The organism is Flavobacterium davisii, assembly GCF_042182265.1.
GTDB lineage: Bacteria > Bacteroidota > Bacteroidia > Flavobacteriales > Flavobacteriaceae > Flavobacterium > Flavobacterium davisii.
Genome location: NZ_CP097869.1, coordinates 2916888 through 2929184, shown reverse-complemented (window position 1 = coordinate 2929184; position 12297 = coordinate 2916888). Strand labels below are relative to the sequence as shown.

At 30.4% G+C, this 12297-nt stretch carries 11 protein-coding genes; all 11 read left to right on the top strand.

All coding sequences use genetic code 11. The features are described 5' to 3' along the window. The first annotated feature begins 3 nt into the window (after positions 1-3). The 11 genes from cobA (at position 4) to NAB20_RS12485 (ending at position 12259) form a co-directional block, all read left to right on the top strand. Positions 4-792, top strand: coding sequence for a uroporphyrinogen-III C-methyltransferase (gene cobA, locus NAB20_RS12535; RefSeq protein WP_105196719.1), 789 nt, complete (start codon positions 4-6; stop codon positions 790-792). Further along, positions 782-1720 carry a sirohydrochlorin chelatase gene (locus NAB20_RS12530; protein WP_375605214.1) on the top strand — a complete coding sequence of 313 codons (939 nt, stop codon included), beginning with the start codon at positions 782-784 and terminating at the stop codon, positions 1718-1720. Before cobA ends, NAB20_RS12530 begins: the two co-directional genes overlap by 11 nt. Positions 1721-1761: 41 nt before the next feature. Further along, a complete protein-coding gene (gene cobI / locus NAB20_RS12525) occupies positions 1762-2469 on the top strand; it encodes a precorrin-2 C(20)-methyltransferase (RefSeq protein WP_088390849.1) in 708 nt (235 codons plus the stop codon). Beyond that, positions 2466-3830, top strand: a complete 1365-nt coding sequence (gene cobJ, locus NAB20_RS12520) for a precorrin-3B C(17)-methyltransferase (RefSeq protein WP_088390847.1) — start codon at positions 2466-2468, stop codon at positions 3828-3830. Before cobI ends, cobJ begins: the two co-directional genes overlap by 4 nt. A gap of 1 nt (position 3831) precedes the next feature. Then, a complete protein-coding gene (gene bluB / locus NAB20_RS12515; RefSeq protein ID WP_105196701.1) occupies positions 3832-4476 on the top strand; it encodes a 5,6-dimethylbenzimidazole synthase in 645 nt (214 codons plus the stop codon). A gap of 11 nt (positions 4477-4487) precedes the next feature. Continuing rightward, entirely contained in the window at positions 4488-5741 is a 1254-nt protein-coding gene (gene cbiE / locus NAB20_RS12510; RefSeq protein WP_127822975.1) for a precorrin-6y C5,15-methyltransferase (decarboxylating) subunit CbiE, read from the top strand. Continuing rightward, positions 5734-7569 (top strand): precorrin-4 C(11)-methyltransferase, encoded by a 1836-nt coding sequence (gene cobM, locus NAB20_RS12505; RefSeq protein ID WP_105196700.1) that lies wholly within the window; start codon positions 5734-5736, stop codon positions 7567-7569. Before cbiE ends, cobM begins: the two co-directional genes overlap by 8 nt. 31 nt (positions 7570-7600) lie before the next feature. Beyond that, positions 7601-8359, top strand: coding sequence for a precorrin-6A reductase (gene cobK / locus NAB20_RS12500; RefSeq protein ID WP_127822977.1), 759 nt, complete (start codon positions 7601-7603; stop codon positions 8357-8359). Positions 8360-8362: 3 nt separating this feature from the next. Beyond that, positions 8363-9442 carry a cobalt-precorrin-5B (C(1))-methyltransferase gene (locus tag NAB20_RS12495; protein WP_105196698.1) on the top strand — a complete coding sequence of 360 codons (1080 nt, stop codon included), beginning with the start codon at positions 8363-8365 and terminating at the stop codon, positions 9440-9442. A gap of 409 nt (positions 9443-9851) precedes the next feature. Continuing rightward, positions 9852-10550, top strand: coding sequence for a hypothetical protein (locus NAB20_RS12490; protein WP_088390837.1), 699 nt, complete (start codon positions 9852-9854; stop codon positions 10548-10550). A 2-nt stretch (positions 10551-10552) separates the two neighbouring features. Then, positions 10553-12259 carry an AAA family ATPase gene (locus NAB20_RS12485; RefSeq protein ID WP_375605213.1) on the top strand — a complete coding sequence of 569 codons (1707 nt, stop codon included), beginning with the start codon at positions 10553-10555 and terminating at the stop codon, positions 12257-12259. The last annotated feature ends 38 nt before the right edge of the window (positions 12260-12297 follow it).

The window sequence follows — 12297 nt, the reverse complement described above, 5'->3', positions numbered from 1 at the left end:
AATATGGATTTAGAATATCAAATACCAATTACTATAAGTATTGTAGGCGCTGGTCCAGGAGATCCTGAGTTACTTACAGTAAAAGCCGTTAAAAGAATTCAAAAGGCAGATATTATTCTATATGATAATTTAATATCATCAGAAATTCTAGATCTAACATCCTCTAATGCCAAAAAAATATATGTAGGTCGAAAATACGGAGATGTAGAAGATGCCATGAAACGTCAAGATACGATTCATGAGCTATTTTTTAAATATGCTCAAGAAGGAAAAAAAATTGTCCGTTTAAAGTCCGGTGATTCCTTTATTTATGGAAGAGTAGCAGAAGAAATTCGATTTCTAACCCAAAAAAATATTCCCTTTGAAGTTATTCCTGGAATCACAGCAGGAATTGCCGCTGCTAACTCACAACATATTCCACTTACAGAACGAAACAAAACGAATTCAGTTCTGTTTTGTACAGGCCATACCGCTACATACGATTTAGAACAGTTAGAGGCATTAGCTAATATGCTAAAAACAGGAACTACACTTATCATGTATATGGGGTATAAAAATTTGAAAGAAGTAATTACCACTTTTAAAAAAATTACACCTGATGAAACCTTATATATATCCGCAATTTCGAAAGTATCTCAAGAAGACGAAACCATTTTTAGTGGAACTTTAGATGAAATGGAGGAAAAATTAGAAATCAAAACAGTGCCAATGCCTGTCGTTTTTATACTAGGAAAATATGCTTTTCCTATAGATCATAATCCAATTAAAATAGTACAAGAAAATGAATACTAAAAAAGGAATTTTAATTTGTGGACATGGAAGCAGAGATCCAGAAGGCGTTACTGGATTTAAAGAGCTAGTACGTCTTTTAAAGCTGCGTTATCCTAATTATGAGGTAGATTATGGTTTTTTAGAATTTTCACATCCCATTTATGCAGCAGCAGTAGAACGTCTTTATACTAAAGGAGTTAGAAAAATAATTGCCATTCCTGCTATTCTTTTTGCTGGAAGTCATGCTAAAAATGACATTCCTTACGAAATGAATACCATACAAAGTCAATATCCTGATTTGAAAATTATATTAGGAAAACATTTTGGAATAACCCCCTCAATACTACAACTCTCCAAAAAATTAATAGAAAAAGTTGAAACCAAATTAACAACTATAGATCGAAAAGATACCTGTTTATTAGTCGTAGGACGCGGAACCGCTGATCCTGATGCTAATTCAGATATAGCAAAAATGACTCGAATGCTATGGGAAGGCATGGGGTTTGGTTTTGCAACTACTACTTATATAGGAGTAACTCAACCATTATTAAAAGAAAGTTTAACTTTAGTAGATACACTTCCTTTTAAACGAGTTATCGTATTACCAGTATTCCTGTTCACAGGAGTATTGCTAAAAAAAATATATACCCAAGTTGAAGAATTTGCTAAAGACTCAAAAACAGAATATTTTTATACCGCTTCCTTTGAATGCCATGAATTATTATTGCAAACAATTGATGAACGTATAAAAGAAGCCGAAGAAGGAAATCCTAATATGAACTGTCAATTATGCAAATATCGAACGCAAATTATAGGTTTTGAAACCGAAGTAGGTAAGGAGCAAATAGGCCATCATTTGGCCGTAAAAGGAATCCTATTTGAAGAAGAAGATAAAATCGTCACTAAAAAATCCCGTTTGACAACCTTAAAAAAAATATTAGGAATTTAAATAAAACAAATAACGACAGAAAGTTGGTAAAGAAATAATCAATGAAGAAAGGAAAAATATATGCCGTTTCATTAGGACCAGGAGATCCCGAATTAATAACCCTAAAAGGGTTAAAAGTACTTCAAAATGCAGATAAAATTTATTATCCAGGCTCTTTATTGGCTAATGGAAAAACAACAAGCTTTTCTTTACCTATTCTGCAATACCATCAGTTAGATGAAAAAAAGTTAGTAGGAATGTTTCTTCAAATGTCAGATGATAGAAGTCAAGCAGAAGCAACTTATTTAGCCACTTTTCAATCTATACTAAAAGATTACAATGAAGGATTAACTATTGCTTTTGTAAGCGAAGGAGATAGTTTATTTTATAGCACATTTGCCTATCTACTAGAACACATTCAAAAAAAAGAACTAAATGTTGAAATTATAGCAGGACTACCTTCATTTATATTAGGAACAGCAGAACATAAAGTTCCTTTAGCTATATTAAACGAAAAAATAGCCATTATCCCCCGAATTAAAAACGATAATGAGCTAGAAAAGATACTAAAAGATTATGAAACAGTAGTACTTATTAAAGTACGGAGTATAATTCATAATTTAATGAATATTCTAGAATCCAATAATTTAACAGTTTTGTATGGTGAACGATTAGGTACTACCAAACAATACATTACAACCGATATAGAAGATATTAAAAACAGAGAAATACCTTATTTCTCATTGTTAATTATAAAAAAAAGAAAATGAAATTAAGCGTAGTAGGTATTGGACCTGGAAGCCAAGAATATATTTTGCCTTTAGCACAAAGTGTTTTGGCTAATGCTGATGTGGTGATAGGCTATCATTATTACTTTCAATTTATAGAACATTTACTAAAAGAAAATTGTGAATGTATAGGAAAAGAACTAACAGAAGAAGAAGCTCGAGCAGAATTAGCGGTTAATATTTGTGAAAAAGGAAAACAGGTGGTAGTAATCAGTTCAGGAGATGCAGGTATTTATGCCATGGCATCTTTAGTTTACCAATACGCCAGTACACAAACAGATAAAGAAATAGACCTACAAACTATTCCAGGAATCAGCGCATTTATAGCCTCGGCTGGAAAATTAGGAGCCCCTCTGGGACATGATTTTTGTTGTATTTCATTATCTGACTTAATGACTCCTTGGACTACAATAGAAAATAGAATTCAAGCAGCTGCCAAAGGTGATTTTGTGACATCATTATATAATCCAAGAAGCAAAAAACGTTTTTGGCAGCTTAATCGTTTTAAAGAAATTTTTTTAGAGCATCGTAGTCCTTCAACTCCAGTTGCTGTAATTCGTCAAGTTACACGTCCTGATGAACATATTATCCTAACTACTTTAGGGGAATTTGATACTCAAATAGTAGATATGTTTTCACTTGTAATGATAGGTAATTCACAAACCTATCAATTCCAAAATTTCTTAGTAACACCAAGAGGATATTTAGCTCGAAAACCCCATACAGGTCAAGAAATACAAGATGAAAGTTTTCGACAAATTGAACAAAATTTGAAAAGAACCGATCTTTCTAAAGAAGACAGATGGGCTGTCATGCGTTGTATACATACTACAGCCGATTTTGAATATGAAAATTTATATTTATCTAATAATGATTCTATCAAAAAATGGAATGATTATCTCCAAAACGGAGGAACCATTATTACCGATGTAACGATGGTACAATCAGGTATAACAAAAGAATTTTCAAATAAATACAAAAACCAAGTGCTCTGCTATCTTAATGATCCAGAAGCAACAATAGTAGCCGAACAAGAAAATATAACCCGTAGTCAAGCAGGAATCCGATTAGCACTAAAAAAACACCCCAATGCTTTATATGTAATAGGAAATGCACCTACAGCACTATTTGAATTATGCGAACAGATATTAGAAGGAAAAGGAAACCCTGTGGGCGTAATTGGTGTTCCAGTAGGATTTGTTAACGTAATAGAATCAAAACTAAAATTACAAGCTTTAACAACTATTCCTTATGTGATTATTAGAGAACGTAAAGGAGGTAGTAATGTAGCAGCAAGTATCGTAAATGCTGCCTTTACAGTTCATACAATAAATAGTAAATAAAATGAAAAAAGGAAAACTCTTCAGTAAAGAAGAAGCCAACTTATTGGAAGAAATTATTCTAAATAGGAGAGATGTAAGAGGCAATAGATTTTTAGATAAGACCATTGATAATGATTTACTAGATAAATTATTGTTTTCTGCCTTACATGCTCCATCTGTCGGTTTTTCGCAACCATGGGAGTTTTTAATTATAAAAAATAAGACCGTTAAAGAACAGATAAAACAAAGTTTTGACGAAGAAAATCATAAAGCCATTGCTTGTTTTCAAGATGAGAAACAAAAAGAATATATAAAACTAAAATTAGAAGGAATTATAGAATCTCCTGTAAACATAGCGGTATTTTATAAACCCTCTAATAACCCTGTATTAGGTCAAACGAGTATGCCTGAAATGGGATTATATAGTGTCGTATGTGCGGTTCAAAATATGTGGCTAACAGCACGCTCTTTAAATATAGGAATAGGTTGGGTAAGTATTTTAAATGAAGAAAAAGTTAAAAATATTTTAAATGCTCCAAAAGAAAACAAGTTAATTGCTTATTTATGTGTGGGATATGTTGATACGTTTTATACACAACCTGAATTAGAACTACTTCGTTGGGAAAAAAGAAAAGAAAAAGATACTGTTGTTAGAATAATTGATTAATGAGTAATAGTATGAGTAATAATTTATCCTTTGCATCAACACTTAATGTTGATAATAGTCAATTGTCAATTATAGATTATTATGTGATTGGAATTTCTAATAATCCTCATTTTATTTTAAGTGATGAGGTAAAAAAAATATTAAAAGAAAACCACTTTTTTTCAGGAGGAAAAAGACATTATGAATTGGTTCAGAATAAATTACCCATTATCCATCATTGGATTGAAATAAACAAAAACATAACAACTCTTTTTAATGAATACAAAAAAGCAACTAAACCTATCATTGTTTTTGCTTCAGGAGATCCGTTATTTTATGGTTTTGCCAATACCATTAAAAAATATCACCCTAACGCTAATATAAAAGTATATCCTACCTTTAACAGTTTACAGCTATTATGCCACAAAAATACTATATCATATCAAAATATAGTCAATACATCAGTCCATGGACGCTCATGGCAAGAACTAGATATAGCACTCATTAAACAATCAAGCTTAATCGGAATTTTAACAGACACTACTAAAAATCCGAATACAATAGCTCAACGAATGTTAGACTACAATTTTGATCATTATAAAATGATAGTCGGTGAAGCATTAGACGCTGAACAAGAAAAAATAACCTCTTTAAGTTTAATAGAAGCGGCTAAAAAAACATTTGATCCACTAAATTGTATACTACTGATAAAAGAAGAAGAAAAACAAAAAAAAATGGGAATTAGCGATGTTGAATTTATAGGTTTAGAAAATCGCCCTAATATGATTACCAAAATGCCTATACGTTTAATTAGCCTATCCCAGTTAGATTTATATAATAGAAAAACCCTTTGGGATATAGGATTTTGTACAGGATCCGTATCTATTGAAGCAAAAACGCAATTTCCTCATTTAAATATCATAGCTTTTGAAAAACGAGAAGAATGTAGTATAATTTTTGATATTAACACTAAAAAACATTCTACGCCTGGAATAACGAAGATAATCCATGATTTTTTTAAAGTAGATTTAAAAACAATTCCTACTCCTGATAGTGTTTTTATTGGAGGACACGGTAACAAGTTAGAAGCACTCATTTCCTTGATAGACAAATACCTCATATCAGGAGGGAAAATTGTAATAAATGCTGTAAAAAAAGAAAGCAAAGAAACCTTTATTAAAACGATCAAAAAGTTTAACTACCATTTATTAGACCCTATAGAAATTAATTTAGATAGCCATAATCCAATTACTATATTAACAGCAGAAAAAAAGAAAAATGAATAAAACAGCAATTATAGCAAGTACTGATAAAGGAATTGAATTAGGAGTAATTATTCAAAAAGAATTTCAAAAATCCATATTAGTATCGACTAGAAAAAATAATAATGTAACAGAAATAGAATCTATTAGTTCTTTTTTAGAAAATAATTTTCAAAAATTTGATTCCTTTATTTTTATTGGAGCACTAGGTATTTGTGTAAGAAGTATTGCTCCTTATATTCAAAATAAAATAAAAGACCCCGCTATTATTAATATAGATGATGCAGGGAAATTTGTGCAATCAGTACTTTCGGGACATTTAGGAGGAGCTAATGCAATAACCCAAAATCTTTCCAAAGTACTAGGAGCACAAGCAGTTATTACAACTTCTAGTGATACACAAAATATTTGGGCCCTAGATACATTATCAAAAGAATATAATTGGAAAAGTAAAAGCACCTTAGAAATGAATGCCATCATTTCCTTATTTGTTAATAATAAACCCACGGCATTATTATTAGATATAAAAGATAGAGGTTGTACTTTTTTAGAAAGAAATAAACCCGATTTTGTAACTATTTATTATCATTATGATGCTATTAATTTTTCTAAATATGAACTTTTTATAGCCGTAACTTATACTACTTATGAAGCTCCAATTCCCGCTTTATATTATTATGCCCCCGTTATTACTATGGGTATGGGCTGTTCTAGAGGAATTGAATCCGATTTGTTAGAAACATCATTTAAAAATGAATTAAAACAACAAAACATAGCAGTAGAATCTATAAAATCATTAGGTTCTTTGGATGTAAAACATGATGAAGAAGCCTTTTTAAATTTAGCCAATACCTTACAAATACCATTTATCACTTTTACGGCAAACGAGTTAAATTCAAAAAAGGTTCTAAATCCATCAGAAATAGTTATGAGCAAATTGGGCGTTTATAGTGTTGCAGAGTCATCTGCAATGCTATTAGCACAAAATGACGAAGTAATTTTAGAAAAGAAAAAAATACACTTAGTTTCAGGTAAAAAACATACAATAGCTCTATCATTAGATAAAAAGGCACAACGAAAGGCTGAAATAATAATTGTAGGAGCAGGGCCTGGAGCAGCCGATTTAATTTCTGTAAAAGGAAAAGAATTATTAGAAGAAGCCGATTTAATTTTATATGCAGGAAGCCTTATACCAATAGAATTAACACATTATGCAAAACCAAATGCTATTGTACGTAATTCAGCGAGTATGACTTTAGAAGAACAAATAGAAATTATGAGTACGCACTATGCCAAAGGTAATTTAATTGTTCGTTTGCAATCGGGTGATCCATCTATATACGGAGCAATTCAAGAACAAATGACCATTTTTGATGAAAAACAAATGGATTATTCCATTGTTCCAGGCATTTCATCATTTCAAGCCGCTGCCGCTTATTTAAAATCAGAATTTACCATTCCCGAAGTAGTACAAAGTATTATTTTAACTAGAGGAGAAGGAAAAACGCCTCTTCCTAAAAATGAAAAGTTAAATGAAATGGCAAAACACCAAGCCACTATGTGTATCTTTTTGAGTGCTACCATTGCCAAATCAGTTCAAGAACAATTATTAGAACATTATCCAGAGGATACACCAGTAGCTGTTTTGTATAGAGTTACGTGGCAAGATGAAAAAGTATTTATAGGAAAACTTACTGAATTAGCACAAATAATTCGTGATAACAAACTTACCTTAACAACCTTAGTCATTGTTGGAGCAGCTATTGGAGCCAGAAAAAATCGTTCCTTTTTATACAATCCTGAATGGAAACATATTTTTAGAACAGGAAAAGAAGTAAAAATCAATCAATAATTCAACTAAACAATTTCGGAATTTAATAAAAATGCTATTAGTTTTTGGAGGTACTACAGAAGGAAAAAAAGTAACAAAGCTTCTAGAAAAAGAAGCTTTAGTTTACTATTATTCTACCAAAACAGAGATTGAATTTGATAAAAATAATCAATTTGGAATTTACCGTTTTGGTGTATTTACACCCAATGAACTCATTCAATTTTGCCAAAAAAATAACATTCAAACGATTATTGATGCCTCTCATCCCTTTGCTGAATTATTACATGAATGTATAGAAGAAGCACATCGTATCTTGTCAATTCCCGTTATTCGTTTTGAAAGAAAATACCCCGAAAGAATAATTTCAGACAAGATCATTTATAAAAAAAATTATCAAGAAGTAATAGATTATCTAAATAACAATGCCTTTTCTACCTTACTGGCTTTAACAGGAGTACAAACTATAGAAAAATTAAAATCTTATTGGGAAAAAAAAACTACTTATTTTAGAATTTTACCCAAAAAAACGTCATTAGAAATAGCAAAAAAATCGGGTTTTCCAATAAAAAAAATGATTTTAGAATTTCCAAATAATGATCTGAATGATGAAATTAATATTATAAAAAAATATAATTGTGATGTTATCCTGACTAAAGAAAGTGGTGAATCTGGGTATTTATCAATAAAGATAAAGGCCGCTAAAATTTGTAATATCCCCATTATCATTATCAAAAGAAAACCTATACCGAGTAGTTTTATACTTGTTTCAAATGAAATGGATTTGTTTAACTCTATACTTTTAAAAAAATAAAAAATGGCTCTACTTCCAGTACCTGAAGGACCTTTACGCAATGGTTATACCACAGGAGCCTGTGCTACAGCCTGTGCTAAAGCCGCTCTTATAAGTCTTTTAGAACAAAGAGAAATTAAAGAAGTAACCATTACCTTACCTTTAGGGCAAAAAGCAACCTTTGTTATAACCTCTTGTTTTTTAGATTCAGAATCCGTAACCTGTACAACCATTAAGGATGCAGGAGATGATCCTGATGTTACACACGGAGCCACTATTGGTTGTACTATTTCATTAAATGAAACAAAAGAAATTCGTTTTTTACAAGGAAAAGGAGTAGGAATAGTTACTTTACCAGGATTAGCCATTGCAGTAGGAGAACCCGCAATTAATCCTGTTCCAAGAAAAATGATTACAGATACGCTCAATTTTATAAAACATAAATTACAATGCGATAAAGGAATAAATGTTGAAATTTTTGTAGAAAATGGGGAAGAAATAGCCCAAAAAACGCTCAATTCCCGAATCGGAATTTTAAACGGAATTTCAATTTTAGGAACAACAGGAATTGTTAAAGCATTTAGTTCTTCCGCCTATATTGCCAGTATTACGCAAGGAATAGATGTGGCTATAGCAAATGGTTGTACTGAAATTGTCATTAATTCAGGAGGGCGATCCGAAAACTTATTAAAACAGCAATTTTCTTATTTACCCGACATCGCTTTCATACAATACGGGAATTGGATTGGTGATACTTTGACAAAAATTAATTCAGTTTCGTTAAAAAAAGTAAATATAGGAATCATGATAGGTAAAGCAGCTAAATTGGCGCAAGGTGAATTAGATACTCACAGTGGAAAATCGACTTGGGATAAAGAATTTATTTATCAAATGGCTAGAAAATGTGGTTATACAGACAAAAAATGTACCCCTATTTTAAATCTAAATATGGCAAGAAGACTTACTGAAATTTTTGATTTTACAATGGAAGAACCCTTTTTTCAATCATTACAACAACATTGTTATGACGTTTGTAAAAAACATATTCCAAATATAGAATTAAAGGTTTTTTTGATTAACGCAAATGATGAGGTAATTAGTTAGCAGATATTTTAAACCAGATTACGCGATATAGTTTGTGATGAGTATAAAAAAGAAAATGAAAATAGACCAAAATAAGAGTTGTACTATAGGGAAGACAAAAAACTATTTTTTTGATTCAAGTCATTTTATATGGAATAAGTTTCCAAAACGTAATTTGGGTTTAATCAAACACAGTAAGTAACAAAGAAAAAAGAATACTATCATAAAAGGATAAAAAAAAATATTACAACAAAAACTAAAAATAAACCTTATAAAAAAAATATAACAATTAGATGTAAAAAGTAAGTCAAAAAGCAAAATTAATGTGATGAACAAATTCCAGTATACAAAACTATTTCTTCGAGAATATTCGAACCGTTTGAATTAATCAGTTATTAATAAAATATAAATTTATAAAAAAGAATACAAAATGATAGGCTATTTATTTACAGATTCACTTCTATTAGGGATACAACATTCTTTTGAACCCGATCACATGGTGGCGGTTTCAGTATTAGCATCAGAACGAAAAAGTAACAAAATTAGCTTAGGCAAACTTTTATGGCGTTCTTCTCAATGGGCTATGGGACATTCAGTATCTCTATTAATTTTTAGTGCTTTTGCATTGTTGTTAAAATCTACATTGCCACTTAATCTTTCTACTTATGCCGAAATATTAGTAGGACCTGTAATGATTTGGTTAGGAATATCAGCAATTCGTCGGAATCATCAGCTTAAAAAAATAATGGCAGATCATAGAGCTATTCCAGATCATGAACATACTACAAACGTTTTGCACATACACGGTAAACAAGGCGAAGAAATTTCTATGAATCTATTGAGTCGTACCTTTTGGGTAGGAATGTTACACGGATTAGCAGGTACTGGAGGTGCTTGTTCTATTGCATTAGTTATGGCATCTAAAGACTCTTATACAGCCATAGGAATTATTATTTTGCAAAGCATAGGAATTATTATTGCCATGACTACTTACAGTTGTGTTTTAACTTTTTCAGTTTCTCGCTTTATTGAACGAAATCAAATAGCCTTTAAAATAATGAATGCTATTGTCGGGATTTTTTCTATATTTATCGGACTTCTTTGGATTTATAATGCTATAAATAGTTAAATATGATGGAACAAAAAAGTTTTCCTTTTACAGCTATCTACGGACAAGATGATTTTAAATTGGCTTTGCTCTTATGTATGATTGATCCATCATTAGGGGGCGTTTTAGTTCAAGGTGATAAAGGAACAGGTAAAACAACTACTGTTCGAGCCTTACAAAATCTAATGAAAAATATAACAACCCATTTCCCATTTATTAATTTGCCCATAGGTGCTACAGAAGATCGTGTTTTGGGTTCTATTCAATTAGAAACTTTGATCAACGATAAAAAGATAGAAGTACAAAAAGGCTTATTATCTAAAGCACATCAAGGTATTTTATATATTGACGAAGTAAATTTATTGAATGATTATTTAATAGATATTTTATTAGACGCTTCCTCTAGTGGAGGTTATTTTTTAGAACGTGATTCCATTTCTAAATGGTTGGATAGTAGATTTTGTTTAGTAGGAACTATGAATCCTGAAGAAGGTGATTTACGACCGCAATTATTAGATCGTTTTGGATTAGCCGTAACTATAAAAACACCAACTGATAAACAAACTAGAATAGAAATTGTAAACCGCCGTTTGAATTTTGATTTAGATTCAAATCTATTTTGTATCCAATTTGAAGATCAAGAAAAAAAATTAGCTGATCAAATAACAAGTGCCAGAAGAGAACTTTCAAATATTTATCTTTCTAATGAAATAAGAGAGAATATAGCCGAAATATGTATTGCTCATCAAGTGGAAGGGTTGCGAGCAGATATTTTATTAATGAAAGCGAGTCGAGCTTATGCCGCTTTTCAAAATTACAAAGAAGTAACCACCGTACACTTAGAAAAAATAGCACCTTTAGTTTTGAATCATAGAGCAAAATATTTTCCCGAAAATAATCAAGCAAAAGGAAACAAAGAAGAGAATAAAGAGAATGAAGCAGAAAATAAAGATAATGGAGCAGAAAATAAAGATAATGGAGCAGAAAATAGAAGTACAGAATTAAAAGATTATTTGCTACAAGCTACAGCCACAAATCAGTTTTTAAAAATTAATACCCCAGAAACTCAATCCACAAAAAGATTCGTTTTTGAGCGTCCAATTATTCAAAAAAATAAAACCCAAATTTTTGGTAAAACTTCAACAACTATTAATATACTAAATACAGTAAAAGAGTATCTAATCACTAAAAAAATTAAAATCCACTATAAAAAAACAATTTCAAAAGCCAAAATTCATTTAGTATTTTTGATAGATTCTAGTAGTTCAATGATTAAAGATCAACAAATTTCGTTTATTAAAGGAATGATTTCAGAAACACTCTTAAAATTTAAAAATAAAAAAATATGGCTTTCTGCTGTGGCACTACAAAATGGAACAGCTACAATTATTTTAAAATTTACACAAAATATAGACTATTTTATTGCGCAAATAGAACAATTACGTTCAGGAGGAAAAACAAACTTGAGGGCAGGATTCTATTTAGTAAAACAACTTTTAAAATCAAAAAACTTAGAAAAAGAAACACTTTTATATATCATGACTGATGGTAAAGTAAATGAAGGAAAAACTCAAAACCCATTTGAAGAAGCCGTTTCTTATTTTAAGACATATCTAAAAATAAATAAACACACTACAGTTATTGATACCGAAAAAGGTTTTGTAAAATTAGCTTTAGCTAAAAAATTGGCAAATCAAATGAAAGTAAATTATGAATCTATAGTTTATTAAAATAAAAATAAAAGCAAAAGATAAATTATTGAAAAACA